The organism is Serratia sp. AR11, from assembly GCF_056376275.1.
This window is the reverse complement of record NZ_CM150739.1, coordinates 5,232,437-5,249,178: the sequence shown is the minus strand read 5'-3', so window position 1 is coordinate 5,249,178 and position 16,742 is coordinate 5,232,437. Positions and strand designations below refer to the sequence as shown.

The following is a 16,742-nucleotide window of genomic DNA, read 5'->3' as shown; positions in this document are numbered from 1 at the left end:
TGCGGCGGGCCCCAACGCTAATCAGGACTGCCCTATGATAAATCCGTTGCTGACCCCGTTTTCCCTGCCACCGTTTTCCGCCATTCGCCCAGAAGATATCGTGCCTGCGGTGCAATCCGCCTTGGCCGATTGCCGCGCTGCGGTAGAGCGCGTTGTCGCGCAGCCGGGACCGTTCACCTGGGATAATCTGTGTCAGCCGCTGGCGGAGTCTGACGATCGCCTGTCGCGCATCTGGTCGCCGGTGGGGCATTTGAACTCGGTAAAAAACAGCCCGGAACTGCGTGCCGCCTATGAGCAGGCGCTGCCGTTGCTGTCTGAATACGGCACCTGGGTTGGGCAACACGAAGGTTTGTATCAGGCGTACCGCAGCCTGAAAGAAGGCGAAGCCTTCAATCAACTGACCGCACCACAGCGCAAGTCGGTAGAAAATGCGCTGCGTGATTTTGAGCTGTCGGGTATCGGCCTGTCGCCGGAAAAACAGCGTCGCTATGGTGAAATCGTCGCGCGTCTGTCCGAGCTGGGTTCTACCTACAGCAACAACGTGCTCGACGCCACCATGGGTTGGAGCAAGTTGATCACCAATGAAACCGAACTGAGCGGCCTGCCGGAAAGCGCGTTGGCCCAGGCTCAGGCGATGGCGCAGGCCAAAGAGCAGGACGGCTGGCTGCTGACGCTGGATATGCCGAGCTATCTGCCGGTACTGACCTACGGCGACAACCGCGCACTGCGTGAAGAGATGTATCGCGCCTTCGCTACCCGCGCTTCCGATCAGGGGCCGAATGCCGGTAAGTGGGACAACAGCGAAGTGATGGCGGAAACGCTGGCGCTGCGCCATGAACTGGCCCAACTGCTGGGCTTTGACAGCTACGCCGACAAATCGCTGGCGACCAAAATGGCGGAAAACCCGGAGCAGGTGCTCGGTTTCCTCAGCGATCTGGCCAAACGCGCCCGTCCACAGGCCGAGCAGGAATTGGCGCAGCTGCGCGCCTTCGCCAAACAGCATTACGGCGTAGATGAACTGGAAGCCTGGGACATTACTTACTACGGCGAAAAACAGAAACAACACCTGTTCTCGATCAGCGACGAGCAACTGCGCCCGTACTTCCCGGAACAGCGGGTGGTGGAAGGGCTGTTCGAAGTGGTCAAACGCATTTACGGCATCACTGCCAAAGAGCGCAAGGATGTGGATACCTGGCATCCAGAGGTGCGCTTCTTTGATCTGTTCGACGCCAACGGCGAGCTGCGCGGCAGCTTCTACCTTGACCTGTATGCGCGTGAAAACAAACGCGGCGGGGCGTGGATGGACGACTGCGTCGGCAGCCTGCGCAAGGCCAACGGCGAACTGCAAAAACCGGTCGCCTACCTGACCTGTAACTTTAACCGTCCGTTGGGCGACAAGCCGGCGCTGTTCACCCATAACGAAGTGACCACCTTGTTCCACGAGTTCGGCCACGGTCTGCACCATATGCTGACCCAGATCGACACCGCAGGCGTTTCCGGCATCAGCGGTGTGCCATGGGATGCGGTCGAACTGCCAAGCCAGTTTATGGAAAACTGGTGCTGGGAGCCGGAAGCGCTGGCGTTTATCTCCGGCCACTATCAGAGCGGTGAACCGCTGCCGAAAGAGATGCTCGACAAGCTGCTGGCCGCGAAAAATTACCAGGCGGCGCTGTTTATTCTGCGCCAGTTGGAGTTCGGCCTGTTCGACTTCCGCATGCACGCCGAATACAACCCTTCAAGCGGCGCGCAGATCCTGCCAACCTTGGCGGAAGTGAAGAAAATGGTGGCGGTGGTGCCTTCACCAAGCTGGGGCCGTTTCCCACATGCTTTCAGCCATATCTTCGCCGGCGGCTACGCGGCGGGCTACTACAGCTACCTGTGGGCGGAAGTGCTGTCGGCCGATGCCTATTCGCGCTTTGAGGAAGAGGGGATTTTCAACGCTGAAACCGGTAAATCCTTCCTCGACAACATCCTGTCGCGCGGCGGTTCGGAAGAGCCGATGGAACTGTTCAAACGCTTCCGTGGCCGTGAGCCGCAGCTGGATGCTATGCTGCGCCATTACGGCATTAAAGGATAACCCCACCGGTGAGCGTGTGTTTATTGTGTGAAGAAGGCGCCGACCCCGGCGCCTTGTCTATTCTGGCGCAGCGCTGGCAGTTAACTTCGGACGACGAGGCGCTGATGGCGCTGGTATTGACGCCCGAACGGCTGGAGCTGCGCAAGCGTGACGAACCCAAACTCGGGGCGATCTACGTTGATTTTGTCTCTGGCGCCATGGCGCATCGGCGCAAATTTGGCGGCGGGCGCGGTGAAGCGGTGGCGAAGGCGGTTGGCATCAAGGGCAGTTACCGGCCTGACGTGGTAGACGCCACTGCCGGCCTGGGGCGCGATGCCTTTGTGCTGGCCTCTCTGGGTTGCCGGGTGCGGATGCTGGAGCGTAATCCGGTGGTGGCGGCATTGCTGGATGACGGCCTGCAGCGCGGCTATCAGGATGCGGAGATCGGCCCATGGTTGCGTGAGCGCATGACGCTGTTGCATGCCTCCAGCCTGACGGCGTTGGGGGATATTGATCCACGGCCGGAGGTGGTGTACCTCGATCCGATGTACCCGCATAAGCAGAAAAGTGCGTTGGTGAAAAAGGAGATGCGGGTGTTCCAGTCGCTGGTGGGCAGCGATGATGACGCAGATGGCCTGCTGGAACCGGCACGTCGTCTGGCGACCAAGCGCGTGGTGGTGAAACGCCCGGATTATGCCCCGCCGTTGGCTAACGTACAGGCGCATGCGGCGTCGACGACAAAAAGTCACCGTTTCGATATCTACATGCCCGTGTAAATATTTATGCCCGCGGGCTCAGAGTGCTGAGTTCGCGGTTCAATCTGATCTACCTCCCAATTCTCTGAATCCGCTTGAAATCCCTCTGGCAAATATGCCGACCAGATCGCATGATTCCTTTTCGTTTCCCTTCCTATAATTAAATAAATAATGAAAAAGACACTCCTTGCCGTTTTGCTTTGCCTGGGTACCTCTGCGATGGCCTCTGAACCTGTCAATATCACCATTCTTGGCACTTCCGATCTGCACGGCACCTTTGTGCCCTGGGATTATTCTACCGACACCGCCAATCAGGCCGGCAGCCTGAGCCAAATTGCCACTCAGGTGCATCAAGTGCGCGCCCAGCAGCCGAACGTGATCCTGGTCGATGCCGGTGACACCATTCAGGGCAACTTTGTCGAGACCTTTAAAAACGACAAAACCAGCCCGATGATCCTCGGCTTTAACGCGCTGGACTATGACGTCTGGGTGATGGGTAATCACGAATTCGACTTCGGCCTCAAACCGCTTTCCACTTCACTCAATCAATTCAAAGGCACGGCACTGGCCGGCAACATTCTCTGGGACAGCGGTAAGCCCTACCTGCCGGCGTATAAAATCATTGAACGCCAGGGGGTGAAAATCGGCATTATCGGTATGGATACGCCGATGACTGCCGAATTCGCCAAAGGCACCGATCGGGTGAAAGGGCTGAACTTTACCAACCCGGTCGAGGCGGTGAAGCAGGTGATCCAGCAGATCCAGGGGCAAGTGGACGCCATCGTGCTGGTGGCGCACATGGGGATCGACAACGAGAACCAGCGGCCGGGTACCGGCGTGGGCGATATTGCCAGAGCCAACCCGGAACTGGCGGCGATCGTCGCCGGGCATATGCACGTAAAAGTCGATAAAGAAGTGATTAACGGCGTGATCGTCACCGAACCGGACAAATATGGCCGCGCGCTGTCACGCATCGATCTGCAGTTTGAGCAGCACAACGGCAAGTACGTGCTGATCAACAAAGACAGTTACACCTACCCGATTAAAGGCATCGCCTCGGATAAAAAACTCGAAGAGATTTATCAGCCGTACCACAAGATTTTGCGCGCTAACGCCAACCGACCGATTGCTCAGCTCAGCGGCCAGGATCTGGTACCGCCGGATGCGGTGAAGGGCATTCCGCAGGTGCACGTGCAGGATACCGGTATCAGCAAGCTGTATCAGGAAGCCGGGCATTACTATGCACCGCAGGCGCAGGTGATCGCGTTGCAGATTGATAACGACCGCCCGAAGCTGAACGTCGGTACCATCACCGCCAAGGACATTGCCTTTAACTACCAATATGCCGGCGGCGAGATCACCGTCTATCAGCTCAGCGGCAAAGAATTGAAGAAGTATATGGAATGGTCGGCGGGCTACTTCAATCAGCTGCATGACGGCGACGTGACCTACAGTTTTAACCCGCAGCGCCGCGCGTCCAAATATTCCACCAATGATTTCTTCGATGGCGTGACCTACAAAATCGACCTGCGCCAACCGGCCGGGCAGCGCATCCGTGACCTGAAAATGGCCGACGGCACGCCGGTGACGGACAGCACGCCAATCCGTCTGGGAATGAACAGCTACCGCATGGGGCACCTGACGCAAAAAGGCGGCGCGCTGGAAGGCATGCAGTTCCCGGTGCTCTCTGACAGCAAGGTGGAATACGGTGAAGAGGCCGGTACCATCCGCAATCTGACCATTCGCTATCTGACCGAGGTGAAAAAGGGCCAGTATCAGGGGCAGGCGGTGCAGCGCTGGCAGTTGGTCGGGCTGGAAGGTTACGAACGTGAGCGCAAAATCGTCGAAAAACTGCTGAACGACGGCAAAATCAGCGTACCTACCAGCGAAGATGGGCGTTATGGCAACGTGGCGTCGTTCAACGTGAAAGGGTTGCTGATCGGCGAACCGCAGGCCCGTCAGCAGCAACAGGCCGCGTTGCAGGCACAGTTGAGCGCCGCCAGCGATCCGCTGGTGAAAAAGCGTTTGAGTGACCAGTTGGTGATTATCGAGGCGATTAACAAAGCCTGAGGGTGATAACGGGCTCGGCATGTGAATGCTGAGCCCTATCGGCACTAATTTCCCTGCCGTAAACGCTTGCCGACGTCGCCGCCCGGGTGTACCGCCAGCAGCGTTTCCTTGTCATAGCCACTGCGCTCCATCAGACAGGCGCAGGCCGCATCGAAAATCGCCAATACCAGCACGATAGAAGTCGTTGCCAGCATGTTCAGCGGATCTATCTCATTTTCAACCCCGGTGCGGACCGTTAACTGAGCCGCCTGAGCGATCGCCGAATCTGGGTTTTCCGTCACGCCAATCACGGTTACGCCCTTGGCCTGCAGCGTCGGCAGCAGGCGGGTCAACTCGTCGGAATTGCCGCCGCGTGAAATCAAGATCATCAGATCATCACCGCGCAGAAAACCCAGATCGCCGTGCGCCGCGTCGGTAGCGTTCAGGTAAATAGCCGGTCGCTCCACGCAGGCTAGCATATGGGCAATCTTGCGTGCCGCGATGCCGGAAGTGCCAACGCCGGTGACCACAATTTTACCCCGACACGCCGCCAGCAGGGTCAACAGCCGTTGCCAGGTTTGTGGGTCGATGCGCTGGCCCAACTGCGCCAGCTCCCGGCTGTAAATTGCCCAGGCCTGCGTTGCCCGTTGCCATTCCTGCTGCATCAGGCGTCCTCCTGCATCAGTTGGCGGTATTTCATATGGTCGTTATACAGCTCATGGAACACGCGGTATTTACGATCGTAATAGCGTTTGATCTTGTTGGTCTGCGGCGTCACGGTTTTACCGATACGGCTCATGGCGCTCATCGCTTCCGGCAGGCTGTCGAATACCCCGGCCGCCACGGTGCCCATCATCGCGCCGCCCAGCAGCATCGCCTCGCTCTCTTCCGGCAGCAGCATGGCACAGCCGGTGGCGTTGGCATGTTCCTGCACGAAAATCGGGTTCTTGGTGCCGCCGCCGCTGGCCATGATGGTATCGATGCTGTAACCGCTTTGATTCATGGTTTCGATAATATGACGGGTACCGAGGGCGATGGCCTGGATGGTGGCCAGATAGTGCAACGCCATGTCTTCCGGGGTGCGTGACAGCTTCAGCCCGGTCAGGGTGCCGGTTAGCGTCGGATTGGCACGCGGCGAACGGTTACCGTGGAAATACGGCAGCATATGAATGTCTTTGGTCAGGTAGGCAATATCCTCCGGCTCGCCCGCCATCCGGCGCAGCAGGGCGTTTAGTACCTCATAGATGGTCTGCCCCTGGGTTTTTGCCTGCGCCAGCAGCTCCTGATAACAAGGATGTGACTGGATGATGTGGTCAATCAGCGCGCCGGTGGCGGACTGGCCGCCTTCGTTCAGCCAGTATTCCGGCAGAATGGCCGAGTAATAAGGCCCCCACACGCCGGGGATAAAGCGTGCAGTGCGCGACATCGCCATATGCCCGGTCGAGGTGCCGCCGATCAGTGCCACGCGGCGATTAAAGTCTGCCACTTCACCGGAAGCCCCGGTAGCCCCCAGCGTGCCGAGAGTACCGGCGTGGGCATCAATGATCGACACGCTGACCGCGGTGCCGGCAATCAACCCCATCTCACTGGCGGCGCGCTGGGTCAGGCCGTGGCCCAGCGGTTCACCCATCATTTTGACGTCGCTGCCAATTTTGGCGGCATCGTGTTCCAGTACGTCTTCCAGGCCAATCTGTTTGAAATAGCTTTTGTCCCAGCGCTGTTCATGGCCGAGATAAGTCCATTTGCACACCGTCGAACACAGCGAACGGGTGGCGTCCTGGGTGGCGCGCCAGGTGAGGAAGTCCGGCAGATCAAACAGGTAACCGGCGTTGGCCCAGGTGGTCGGCATATGCTGCTTGAGCCACAGCATTTTAGGGGTCTGCATCTCCGGCGAGATGATGCCGCCGACGAAATCCAGCACCCGGTGTTTGGTGGCGTTAATACGCTCGGCCTGGGTGATGGCCCGGTGATCCATCCACACGATAATGTTCTGTTCGGTACGGCCGGAAGGGCTGATGGTCAGCGGTTTCCCCTCTTTGTCCAGCACCACCAGCGAGCAGGTGGCGTCGAAACCCAGCCCCTTGACCTGAATCGGGTTGATATCGGCCTGATTAACCGCATCGCGCACCGCGTTGCACACTGCCTGCCAGATATTGTCCGAGGACTGTTCAACAAAGTCAGCCTTCGGTCGATACAGGTCGATAGCCCGGCTGGCCTGCCCGACCATATGGCCGTTGAGATCGAATACCCCAGCGCGCGCACTTCCGGTGCCTACATCTACGCCAATAAAATAGCTCGCCATTATTTTTCTCCTAGGCTTTTCGATTCTGTAACGCGATAAACAAGATCAACACCGCACCCCACAGGGCCATGGTCAGATAGCTGCTGACGCCCAGCAGGTTGAGGCCGCTTTCCAGCATTTGCAGCACAATCAGTGCCAGCACCAGGCCAAGCACCCGGCCAAACCCGCCGTCCGGGTTAATCCCACCCAGCACCGAGGCCAGAATGGTCACCAGCAAATAGGATTCGCCGTAGCCGGCCTTGGCCGAGTTGAACTTGGCCATCATCAGCAACGCCGCACCCCAGCCGAGCAGGGCGGACAGCACATACACCGCGATTTGCACCCGGGCGGTGTTCACCCCGCTGAAACGGGTAGCCTGCTCGTTGGAGCCGATTAAATACAGGCTGCGCCCCAGCGTGGTGTGCTCCAGCAACAGCCACAGGCCCACGGCGACCAGCAGGAACAGCAGCAGCGCCACCGGAATGCCGAGCAGGCTGCCGTTGCCGAGATATTGAATCGCCGCCGGGAAGCCGGAGATCACCGCGCCGTTGGACAACAGAATATTCAGGCCGGTGATCAGCGTCATGGTGCCGAGCGAGGCAAGGATCGGCGAAACGCCGACCCAAGCGACCAGCACGCCGTTAAGCGCGCCAATGGCGACGGCGACCAACAACCCGGCCAGCAGCGCCAGTACCAGAAACAGCGGTTGGTCCGGGTGGCTGACGATAATTGCCGCCATCACCAGCGAACAGGCGTTGGCCCCGGCGATAATCGACAGATTGATACCGCCGGTCAGCATGGTAATGCCCATGCCGAGCGCCAACATGCCGAGGATCGGCAACTGCGAGGCGATCGACTGGAAATTACCCAGGCTGAAGAAGCGCGATCCAAGCAGCCCGGCGAACAGCAGCGCCACGACGATAATGATCGCGCTTTGCAGGCGGATGATCCGATCGCTTGGGATCAGACGGGTTAACTGGGTCATCTCATAGCTCCTTGGCCAGCTTGCGTTTTTCATTCCAGGCGGTGCTGCTGATGCTGATCAAAATGATCGCGCCGCTGAACACCTGGTGCCAATAGGCCGATACGCTGAGCAGCGTCAGACCGTTCTGCAGGAAAGCCAGCAGCACCACGCCGAGCAGCGTACCGGTCAGCGAGCCGCGGCCGCCGGTCATGCTGGTGCCGCCCAGTACCACCGCCGCCAGCACCGTCAGTTCGAAGCCGAGCAGGGAGTTGGGCGCCACCGACTGGGTGATCTGTGCCTGCACCACGGCGGCGATACCCGCCAGAATGCCCATGTAACCGTAAACGTAGAAGTGCAGTCGCAGCAGGTTCAACCCCAGACGCGATGCCGCATCGCGGTTGCCGCCCATGGCGAAAATCTGGCGGCCAAGACGGGTGAAGTTCATCAGCACGCCGGTGACGATAATCACCGCCAGCAGGCACAATAGCGGCAGCGTCAGGCCGTAGTCGTAGCCGTCGGCGCCCTGGAACGAGAACCAACTGATGCCGTCCATAAACCAGTCGGGGAAACCGTACAGCCAGGTGCCGTTGGTGGCGTACACCAGCAGGCCGTAGAACAGGTTCAGCGTGGCGATGGTGATGATGATTGCCGGTACTTTCAGCCAGTAGACCAGAAAACCGTTCACCAGCCCGAGCAGCAGGCCGACGCCTATCGCCAGAGCGAACGCCAGCGGGAAACCGCCGCCGTGCTGGATCACCCAACTGGCCATCACGTACTGGGCGATAGCGGTGATCGCCGGGAACGAAATGTCGATGCCACCGGCAATCAGCACCACGAACAGGCCGCAGGCAAGAATGCCGAGAATGGCATAGCTGGTGGCGACGTCGGTCAGGTTGCCCAGCGTCAGAAACTCGCTGGTGCTAACGCTCAGGCCGATGGCCAGCAACAACACCAGCAGGCCAAGGTAAAATTCGTGCCGCCCGGCCAGGCGGGCCAGTAATGACTTATCCATTCACCACCTCGGCGATCTGTTGTTCGGTACTCTGGTGCGGCGAAAACTCGGCGATCAGCTCGCCCTTGCGCATCACCAACACCCGATGGCTGTTGTAATAGGCTTCCGGGATCTCGTCGCAGATCATCAACACTGCCATGCCGAGCGCCGCCAGATCTTTGGCGATCTGGTAGATCCCCTCTTTGTTGGCGATATCTACCCCGACGGTCGGCGAGTCGAGGATCAGGATCTTCGGCTGCGTGGCCACCCACTTGGCGATAGCGATGCGCTGCGCGTTGCCGCCGGACAGGGTTTTGACCGGTAGCGCGCTGTCGGAAACCTTAATGTTCAGATCGTGGATCAATCGGTTCACCAACGCGGTCGCTTTGGCGTGATCCAGTAGCCCGAGCGAGGTATGCAGTTGATCAAACACCGTGACAATGGTGTTGTCGTAGATCGACTGCTCCATGATCAACCCCTGCGTCAGACGATCTTCCGACACATAGCCGATGCCCTGGCGCACCGCTTCGCGGTTGTTATGCAGCCGCACCGGTTGGCCGTCGATCCGAATTTCACCGCTGTCCGGGCGGGTCATGCCGAACAGGCTGAGGCACAGCTCGGTGCGGCCTGCGCCCAGCAAGCCGACGATCGAGACGATCTCGCCGCCGTGCAGTGAAAGATTGATGTCCTGATATTTACCGCGTCGGCTGAGATTGCGCACTTCGAGCAGTGGCGCACTCTCGGCTGCGGGCCGTGGGGGTAACTGGCTGTAGTGGAAGCGTTGGCCGGTCATCAGGAACGCCAGCTCATGGCTGTCGAGTTCACTTGCCGGGTAAGTACCGACCAGCTTGCCGTCGCGCATCACGCTGATACGGTCGGCGACTTCCATCACCTCGTCCAGCCGGTGGCTGACAAACACCACGCAGATGCCGGCCGCTTTCAGTTCGTTAACCACCCGCAGCAGGCCGTCGACCTCCTGACGCGTCAGCGAGGCGGTAGGTTCATCCATAATCACCAGCCGCGCTTCGGCAGCGATGGCGCGACAAATCGCCACCAGTTGGCGATCGGCAATCGACAGTTTTTCGACTTTCTTGTCGGGATCGATATGCACGCCGACGCGCGCCATGGCAGCCAGCGCCGTCTGACGCATCACCCGTTTGCGTACCCAGAAATGACCGCCGGGCAGGTAGCGGTGAATGGCAATATTTTCCGCCACCGTCAGATTGGGGAATAACGAAAGATCCTGATAAATCACCTGAATGCCGTAATAACCGGACAGCTGCGGCGTCAGTGAATGAAAGAGTTTGCCTTCCAGCGAAATATTGGCGCCTTTTTCCGGCTGATAAACGCCGGAAATAATTTTAATTATGGTGCTTTTGCCACAGCCATTTTGTCCGGCCAGGCAGTGCACTTCGCCAATATTCAGGGTCAGGTTGATCTGGTCCAGTGCCAGCACGCCCGGAAATTTTTTACTGATATTTTCCAGGCTGATAAATGCGGTGGATGTGGTCATGGCATTAACCTATGCAGGTTGAGGTTGATGACAAAGTGGTCTTTGAGCCCGAGATACCCGGGCCTAGCGCACCGAGGGGCGCTCCGGCGGGCAAGCCGCTACGACCCTTTCGGCACGCTCTCCGAATAATGGACTTTGTCAGTCGTCTGAACCTATGCAGGTTCTTATTATCGTCGGGCGCGATAGGCTGCGCGCCGACGTTATTTAATTACTTTCCCGGTGTGGAGCAATATTACTTAAGGTTAGAAGCCTAGCGATTTGGCATTATCTTTAGTCACTTCAAGAATTTTATTAAACCGAATCACTTTCTTATCCATATCGACGTCGGCCTTACCCAAACCTTCGATCGACAAGTCTTTGGTCACTTCTTTGCCCTGCAAGAGCTGATCGGCCACCGTCACCAGCGCGTAGCCGGCGTCTTTCGGATCCCACAGCAGCGCTTTCTTGATGTCGCCGCGCATCAGGTAAGGGGCGGCCTGCCCCGGCATGGCGATACCGACCACGGCAATTTTGTCCTTGGCGCGTTTCTTGGCGACCGCCTGACCGGCACCAATCGGGCCGAGGGAGCCAAAACCGATAATGCCTTTCATCTGCGGGTAGGTTTTCATCAAATCCAGCGTGGTGGCGTAGGATTTATCAATGCTTTCGGCCACTGGCAGACGTGACGTCACTTCGAACATGTCCGGGTATTTGGCTTTCTGGTACTTGATGGCGGAATCCGCCCAGGCGTTGTGCAACGGCACGGTCAGCGAGCCAACGTAAATGGCGTAGCCACCTTTGCCGCCCATGTCTTTTGCCAGTTCATCGACGTTGGCCTGCGCATACTTCTCGCTGTCGATGGTTTCGATATCCCACTGACCAATCTGCTGGTCTGGCGATTCATGGGTCAGCACTACGATGCCTTTATCACGTGCCTTCTTCAGCACTGGCTCCAGCACCTTGGCGTCGTTCGGCACCACGATGATGGCGTTAACGTTCTTGGCGATCAGGTCTTCAATCACTTTGACCTGTGCCGCGGGATCTGGGGTCGCAGGCCCGGTCTGGTAGGCATTAACGTCGAGCTTTTTCGCCGCTTCGTTGACGCCGACTTCCATACGGTTGAACCAGGGAATGCCGGTCACTTTAGCGACCACGGCAATTTCGTACTTTTCAGCAGCCAGAACAGGTGTTGTCGATAACATGCACGCAGAAACCACACATGCATTTAATAATGCGAGGTTAAATTTCATTTCGCTGTACCTTTTTTATCTGTAGGGGTGGTTGTTTTTCCACCTGAGCAGATTACAAAGGAAAGGAAGAGGGAGCGTAACGAGAGTAGAGAAATTGTGATCTGTGCACATTGAAGTAAAATTACGACGGTTTTAATGTTAATTAAATGTTGAATAATTCAGTGGTGGTAATTTTACCACCTAAAAACATCATTAAATTAACATAATAAATCGCAGTTATTAACAATGCATAAACAATAAGAATGGGAGGACGAGGGTTTTCGGCGGAAAAAATGCCGGCTTGAGCGCCGGCATGGAAGCATTTGATCGATGTGTGAACAAGATCACCTTATGCGGCGGTTACAGCACGCCCTGTGCCAGCATGGCGTCGGCAACCTTGACGAATCCAGCGATATTGGCACCCTGTACGTAGTGGGTTTGCTTGCCCTCACCGCCGTATTCCACGCAGGCTTGATGAATATCCGCCATGATATGTTGTAAACGTACATCCACTTTTTCCGCTCGCCAGCCGATGCGCGCGGCATTCTGTGCCATCTCCAGCCCGGAGGTTGCCACCCCACCGGCGTTGGCGGCCTTGCCCGGCGCGAACAGCACGCCGGCATCCAGGAACGCATCGGTCGCCTGAATGGTGGTGGGCATATTGGCGCCTTCGGCCACGGCTTTGACGCCGTTGCGGATCAGCGTTTGTGCCGCTTCCAGATCCAGCTCGTTTTGGGTGGCGCACGGCAGGGCGATATCTACCGGGACGCTCCAGGGCTGCTGGCCGGCCAGATAGGTCAGGCCGCGTTCACGGGCATAGTCTTCTACCCGGCCATACCGCTGGTTTTTGATCTCTGCCAAATGGGCCAGCTTTTCGGTGGTGAAACCTGCCTCATCGACCAGTGTACCGCCGGAGTCAGAGACGGTGATCACCCGTGCATCCAGTTCCAGCGCCTTTTCAATGGTGTACTGCGCCACGTTACCTGACCCGGAAACCGCCACCCGCATGCCTTCAAAACCCAACCCGTGACGTTGCAGCATGGCATCGGTGAAGTACACCAGGCCATAGCCGGTGGCTTCGGGGCGGATCAGACTGCCGCCGAATGACAGGCCCTTGCCGGTAAACACGCAGGCGGTGTTGTTGGACAGCTTCTTCATCATGCCGCTCATAAAGCCGACCTCACGGCCGCCAACGCCAATATCCCCGGCGGGCACGTCGGTGTCAGGCCCCAGATGGCGGTACAGCTCGGTCATCAGCGACTGGCAGAAACGCATGATCTCCGCCTGGCTTTTACCTTTCGGATCAAAGTCCGAACCGCCTTTGCCGCCGCCCATTGGCAGCGTAGTCAGCGCATTTTTGAAGGTCTGCTCGAAGCCGAGGAATTTCAGAATCGACAAATTGACCGACGGATGAAAACGCATGCCGCCTTTATAAGGCCCAATCGCGGAGTTGAACTGCACGCGCCAGGCACGGTTAACCTGCACCTGGCCACGATCGTCGACCCAACTGACACGGAACTGGATGGTGCGTTCCGGTTCCACCAGGCGTTCCAGCAGGGCATATTCACGGTAGCGCGGGTTACGCTCGATAAACGGCCACAGCGAGGTGAAAACTTCTCTTACCGCCTGCAGAAACTCCGGCTGATGAGGATTATGCTGTTGTAGTGAGGACAAAAATGATTCTACCGATTCCATGGATAACTCCTTGTAGCATTGAATTTCCCCCACCATTTTTATAGCTATAGGTTTAGGTAAAGCGTGGGGAATGATGTTGTGTCTTTAGCGACTATATCATCGGAGGGCGGTTGATTATCAAGCGATTAATGATGGCGGCAGAATGAAAAACGCCCGCAGTAGCGGGCGTTGGGGAATTTAGTTGGTAGGCGCTTACTTAGTCTTCAGCTTTTTCGTCTTCATCGCGCAGCGGTACGATCAGCATGTCGATGTGCACGGTGTTGATCAACTGACGCGCGGAGGACATCAACTTGCTCCAGAAATCCTGGTGGTGGCCGCACAGAACCAGGTCCATATCGTACTTCTTGATGGCGTCGACCAGCACCTGCGCCAAATCGCCGCTGCCACTGAGGGTTTCGGTAATCGGATAGCCGGCATTTTGTGACAGCTCGGTCAGGGCATGGTGGGTTTCTTCCGAGATACGTTTTTGCATATCGCCGAGATTAACGTCGATCAGGCCGGTATACAGGTCGGAATAGTTAACATCTACGTGGATCAGGGAAACTTTGGCGTTGTACGGACGCGCCATAGATACGGCTTTCTCCACCAGGATTTTACTTTCCGGGGACAGGTCTACCGCGATCAGAATGTGTTTGTAAGCCATGAGAATACTCCTTCCATATAATGCCGATTAAAAGGTTAGCAGGCATTCAGCGTACCAGCCTGGCGCTTTAGGTTTCATTTTATCATTCAGTTAACGCAATGATATGTTGAGGCGATCACACTGCATCGCATCAAAAAATCTCTTTATTTCAACCCGGTCAGTTTTACACCCGCCAGCCGGAAAATCCTATCGCTCGTGGTGCTATTGGCGTGTTGACCGCTTGAAATATAAGCATTCTTAAACAGAGTATAGTCCCGAATGTCCCATCGGACAGGAGAAAAGGCCCGGTGGGCTATTCAGCGCGGTAATCAGTTATAACTAATGAGTCGCTGACAAATCGGCGGGATGCGGTAAATTTTATCTACTGCTCAGGCCAGTTTGCGTTTCATTAACCTACAATAATGAATATGGGCCTTATCATTACTCCACTGAGTGAAACCCTGCGTTGAGTCTCTGCGTGGCGAGGGTTTGCTTTCAGTGGCGGTGGGTTATGCGCGGCCTGTGCGGTGCCAAGGGGATCGGAGCGGTAGGCTCCCGCAGTAATGGGTAATAGAGGTAGGGCAGTTGGACCCGGCGGAGCGCCGTGGATTACAACGCCTTGAGGAGGCAATCATGATCAGTACCGTCGCGCTGTTTTGGGCTCTGTGTGTGGTGTGTGTGTTAAACATGGTGCGGTATTACTCTTCTCTGCGCGCGCTGTTGGTGGTTTTGCGCGGCTGTGACCCGCTGCTGTACCAGTATGTTGACGGTGGTGGTTTCTTTACCGCCCATGGGCAGCCGAGCAAGCAGATACGGCTGGTGCGTTATATCTTCTCACAGCGCTATATCGAGCATCACGATCCGGAGTTTATCCGCCGCTGCGAACGGGTGCGCGGGCAGTTTATGCTGACTTCCGCCCTGTGCGGGCTGGTGGTGATCAGCCTGCTGGCGTTGATGATCTGGTATTAAGCCCGGCCTGTTTGCCCTGCAACAGATAAAGAAAAGGCGGCCACCAGGGCCGCCTTTCATATGGAGCAAACTGCTTAGATCACCTTAAGCGCCAACCAGTACAGCGAACCGGAAAGCAGAATCGAAATCGGCAGGGTTAACAACCAGGCCAACAGGATATTCTTCACGGTTTTGCTTTGTACGCCGCCGCCGTCCACGATCATGGTCCCGGCTACCGCCGAAGAAAGCACGTGGGTGGTGGAAACCGGCATACCGGTATAACTGGCGACACCAATCGACAAGGCTGCGGTCATCTGAGCCGACACGCCCTGAGCGTAGGTCATGCCCTTCTTACCGATTTTCTCGCCAATGGTGGTGGCTACGCGCTGCCAGCCGACCATGGTACCGAGTGACAACGCCAGAGCAACCGCGACGATAATCCAGATCGGTGCATACTCAACGGTTTGCAGCAGATCCTGACGCAGGTTTTTCAGGAAACGTTGGTCCTGGCTTGAGGTTTCCGGCAGCTTGGCAATCTTGTCTGCGGTGTCTGTTACGCACATCAGCAGGCGGCGCAGGTGGCTGCGCTGATCTACCGACAGTTGATCGTAACTTTGCAGATTGTTCAGCAACCCGGAGGCAAGCCCAATTGCCGGCATGGCGCGGGCACTGTCACAGTGGAACTCGACGGGTTTATCCGGCGAGACGTCCTCATCCGGGCTTGGCACCAACGGAGTGAGAGCGACCACGTGCGACAGGGCATCGCTGTGCTGCTCATAATATTGCTGCAGGTGGGCCACGGCATCACGAGTACGGGTGATGTCATAACCGGTTGCATTCATATTGAGCACGAAGCCGGCCGGCGCAACGCCGATCAGCACCAGCATAATCAAGCCGATACCTTTCTGGCCGTCGTTGGCGCCGTGCGAGAAGCTAACGCCGATAGCCGACAGGATCAGAGCGATACGGGTCCAGAACGGCGGCTTGCGTTTGCCGTCGACCTTTTCACGTTCAGCAGGGGTCATGTGGATACGCTGGCGTTTCTTGGTGCCACTCCAATAGCGGCGCAAGGCAAACACCATCAACCCGGCGACCATCATGCCAACCAGTGGCGAGATGAGCAATGACAGGAAAATACCAATCATTTTCGGGACGTTAAGCGCATCCACCACCGAGGTGTGGGTCATCAGTGCGTTGGTCAAACCCACACCAATAATTGCGCCAATCAGCGTATGAGAACTGGAGGCCGGCAGACCGAAATACCAGGTGCCGAGGTTCCAGATGATAGCCGCCAGCAGCATGGAAAAGACCATGGCTAATCCGTGTGCTGAACTGACGTTCAACAACAGATCTGTTGGCAACAGGTGAACAATGGCGTAAGCAACACTCAAACCACCGAGCATCACGCCAAGAAAGTTGAACAAACCAGCCATCACGACCGCAAGTTGCGAGCGCATGGCACGGGTATAAATTACTGTAGCAACCGCATTGGCCGTATCATGAAAACCATTAATGGCTTCATAAAACAACACGAACAACAATGCGAGAATTAACATCAGGCCGGTATGGAAATCCAGGCCAGCGAACAAATGCAGCATAAGCGTTACGCCAGTTTGTGGACATGAACGCCGCGCATTATCCGTGACAACCGGGCCCGGGG

General features: G+C 57.1%; 13 protein-coding genes. 4 read left to right on the top strand and 9 right to left on the bottom strand.

Going from position 1 to position 16,742, the window contains the following annotated elements; translation table 11 throughout:
- Positions 1-34: 34 nt before the first annotated feature.
- The 3 genes from prlC to ACSOSI_RS24770 all read left to right on the top strand — a co-directional run bounded on the left by prlC (position 35) and on the right by ACSOSI_RS24770 (position 4,881).
- Positions 35-2,077, top strand: coding sequence for an oligopeptidase A (gene prlC, locus ACSOSI_RS24780; protein ID WP_476706300.1), 2,043 nt, complete (start codon positions 35-37; stop codon positions 2,075-2,077).
- A gap of 8 nt (positions 2,078-2,085) precedes the next feature.
- A complete protein-coding gene (gene rsmJ, locus ACSOSI_RS24775; RefSeq protein WP_017894355.1) occupies positions 2,086-2,832 on the top strand; it encodes a 16S rRNA (guanine(1516)-N(2))-methyltransferase RsmJ in 747 nt (248 codons plus the stop codon).
- A 150-nt stretch (positions 2,833-2,982) separates the two neighbouring features.
- Positions 2,983-4,881, top strand: coding sequence for a bifunctional metallophosphatase/5'-nucleotidase (locus ACSOSI_RS24770; RefSeq protein ID WP_476706299.1), 1,899 nt, complete (start codon positions 2,983-2,985; stop codon positions 4,879-4,881).
- A gap of 44 nt (positions 4,882-4,925) precedes the next feature.
- Here ACSOSI_RS24770 and ACSOSI_RS24765 read toward each other — a convergent pair whose 3' ends face one another.
- The 8 genes from ACSOSI_RS24765 to uspA form a co-directional block, all read right to left on the bottom strand.
- Positions 4,926-5,525, bottom strand: a complete 600-nt coding sequence (locus ACSOSI_RS24765) for a KpsF/GutQ family sugar-phosphate isomerase (protein ID WP_012147372.1) — start codon at positions 5,523-5,525, stop codon at positions 4,926-4,928.
- On the bottom strand, positions 5,525-7,162 hold the full coding sequence (locus ACSOSI_RS24760) for an FGGY-family carbohydrate kinase (protein WP_012147371.1): 1,638 nt from the start codon (positions 7,160-7,162) through the stop codon (positions 5,525-5,527). The genes ACSOSI_RS24765 and ACSOSI_RS24760 overlap by 1 nt, the downstream gene beginning before the upstream one ends.
- A gap of 10 nt (positions 7,163-7,172) precedes the next feature.
- Entirely contained in the window at positions 7,173-8,126 is a 954-nt protein-coding gene (locus tag ACSOSI_RS24755) for an ABC transporter permease (RefSeq protein ID WP_012147370.1), read from the bottom strand.
- A 1-nt stretch (position 8,127) separates the two neighbouring features.
- Positions 8,128-9,117 carry an ABC transporter permease gene (locus tag ACSOSI_RS24750; protein WP_012147369.1) on the bottom strand — a complete coding sequence of 330 codons (990 nt, stop codon included), beginning with the start codon at positions 9,115-9,117 and terminating at the stop codon, positions 8,128-8,130.
- A complete protein-coding gene (locus ACSOSI_RS24745; protein WP_375190148.1) occupies positions 9,110-10,609 on the bottom strand; it encodes a sugar ABC transporter ATP-binding protein in 1,500 nt (499 codons plus the stop codon). Before ACSOSI_RS24745 ends, ACSOSI_RS24750 begins: the two co-directional genes overlap by 8 nt.
- A gap of 242 nt (positions 10,610-10,851) precedes the next feature.
- Positions 10,852-11,838 carry an autoinducer 2 ABC transporter substrate-binding protein gene (locus ACSOSI_RS24740; RefSeq protein ID WP_115183576.1) on the bottom strand — a complete coding sequence of 329 codons (987 nt, stop codon included), beginning with the start codon at positions 11,836-11,838 and terminating at the stop codon, positions 10,852-10,854.
- 339 nt (positions 11,839-12,177) lie between these two features.
- Positions 12,178-13,512: an NADP-specific glutamate dehydrogenase gene (gdhA, locus tag ACSOSI_RS24735; RefSeq protein ID WP_012147366.1), complete on the bottom strand. Its 1,335-nt coding sequence runs from the start codon at positions 13,510-13,512 to the stop codon at positions 12,178-12,180.
- A 196-nt stretch (positions 13,513-13,708) separates the two neighbouring features.
- Positions 13,709-14,155, bottom strand: a complete 447-nt coding sequence (gene uspA, locus ACSOSI_RS24730) for a universal stress protein UspA (protein ID WP_012147365.1) — start codon at positions 14,153-14,155, stop codon at positions 13,709-13,711.
- Positions 14,156-14,767: 612 nt separating this feature from the next.
- On the opposite strand from uspA, the gene uspB reads away from it, so the two are divergent.
- The gene (gene uspB / locus ACSOSI_RS24725; RefSeq protein ID WP_026142575.1) at positions 14,768-15,103 is read left to right on the top strand and encodes a universal stress protein UspB; all 336 of its coding nucleotides are present in this window, start codon (positions 14,768-14,770) and stop codon (positions 15,101-15,103) included.
- Positions 15,104-15,177: 74 nt separating this feature from the next.
- Here uspB and pitA read toward each other — a convergent pair whose 3' ends face one another.
- Positions 15,178-16,680 carry an inorganic phosphate transporter PitA gene (gene pitA / locus ACSOSI_RS24720; protein ID WP_012147363.1) on the bottom strand — a complete coding sequence of 501 codons (1,503 nt, stop codon included), beginning with the start codon at positions 16,678-16,680 and terminating at the stop codon, positions 15,178-15,180.
- Positions 16,681-16,742: the final 62 nt, after the last annotated feature.

Excerpts from the sequence above, each read along its gene's own strand:
- prlC (WP_476706300.1), top strand. The coding sequence starts at position 35 with ATGATAAATCCGTTGCTGACCCCGTTTTCCCTGCCACCGTTTTCCGCC.
- ACSOSI_RS24770 (WP_476706299.1), top strand. The coding sequence starts at position 2,983 with ATGAAAAAGACACTCCTTGCCGTTTTGCTTTGCCTGGGTACCTCTGCG.
- ACSOSI_RS24765 (WP_012147372.1), bottom strand. The coding sequence starts at position 5,525 with ATGCAGCAGGAATGGCAACGGGCAACGCAGGCCTGGGCAATTTACAGC.
- ACSOSI_RS24760 (WP_012147371.1), bottom strand. The coding sequence starts at position 7,162 with ATGGCGAGCTATTTTATTGGCGTAGATGTAGGCACCGGAAGTGCGCGC.
- ACSOSI_RS24755 (WP_012147370.1), bottom strand. The coding sequence starts at position 8,126 with ATGACCCAGTTAACCCGTCTGATCCCAAGCGATCGGATCATCCGCCTG.
- ACSOSI_RS24750 (WP_012147369.1), bottom strand. The coding sequence starts at position 9,117 with ATGGATAAGTCATTACTGGCCCGCCTGGCCGGGCGGCACGAATTTTAC.
- ACSOSI_RS24745 (WP_375190148.1), bottom strand. The coding sequence starts at position 10,609 with ATGACCACATCCACCGCATTTATCAGCCTGGAAAATATCAGTAAAAAA.
- ACSOSI_RS24740 (WP_115183576.1), bottom strand. The coding sequence starts at position 11,838 with ATGAAATTTAACCTCGCATTATTAAATGCATGTGTGGTTTCTGCGTGC.
- gdhA (WP_012147366.1), bottom strand. The coding sequence starts at position 13,512 with ATGGAATCGGTAGAATCATTTTTGTCCTCACTACAACAGCATAATCCT.
- uspA (WP_012147365.1), bottom strand. The coding sequence starts at position 14,155 with ATGGCTTACAAACACATTCTGATCGCGGTAGACCTGTCCCCGGAAAGT.
- uspB (WP_026142575.1), top strand. The coding sequence starts at position 14,768 with ATGATCAGTACCGTCGCGCTGTTTTGGGCTCTGTGTGTGGTGTGTGTG.
- pitA (WP_012147363.1), bottom strand. The coding sequence starts at position 16,680 with ATGCTGCATTTGTTCGCTGGCCTGGATTTCCATACCGGCCTGATGTTA.